At 53.7% G+C, this 259-nt stretch carries 3 tRNA genes; all 3 read right to left on the bottom strand.

What is annotated here, in order from left to right:
- Positions 1 to 2: 2 nt before the first annotated feature.
- The 3 genes from AC6CHU_RS26035 to AC6CHU_RS26025 all read right to left on the bottom strand — a co-directional run bounded on the left by AC6CHU_RS26035 (position 3) and on the right by AC6CHU_RS26025 (position 259).
- Positions 3 to 77, bottom strand: a tRNA-Gly gene (locus AC6CHU_RS26035).
- A 6-nt stretch (positions 78 to 83) separates the two neighbouring features.
- Positions 84 to 168, bottom strand: a tRNA-Leu gene (locus AC6CHU_RS26030).
- Between the two features lie 15 nt (positions 169 to 183).
- A tRNA-Lys gene (locus AC6CHU_RS26025) sits at positions 184 to 259 on the bottom strand.

Raw genomic sequence — 259 nt, 5'->3', positions numbered from 1 at the left:
AATGGAGCGGAAGACGGGATTCGAACCCGCGACCCCCACCTTGGCAAGGTGATGTTCTACCACTGAACTACTTCCGCTTAAAATGGTGCGGGTGAAGGGAGTCGAACCCCCACGCCTTGCGGCGCCAGATCCTAAGTCTGGTGCGTCTGCCAATTCCGCCACACCCGCAATATGAAATTAAAATGGTGAGCCATGAAGGACTCGAACCTTCGACCCTCTGATTAAAAGTCAGATGCTCTACCGACTGAGCTAATGGCTC

This window comes from Cytobacillus sp. GQ23 (assembly GCF_059758675.1).
This window is presented reverse-complemented; position numbering and strand designations above follow the sequence as displayed.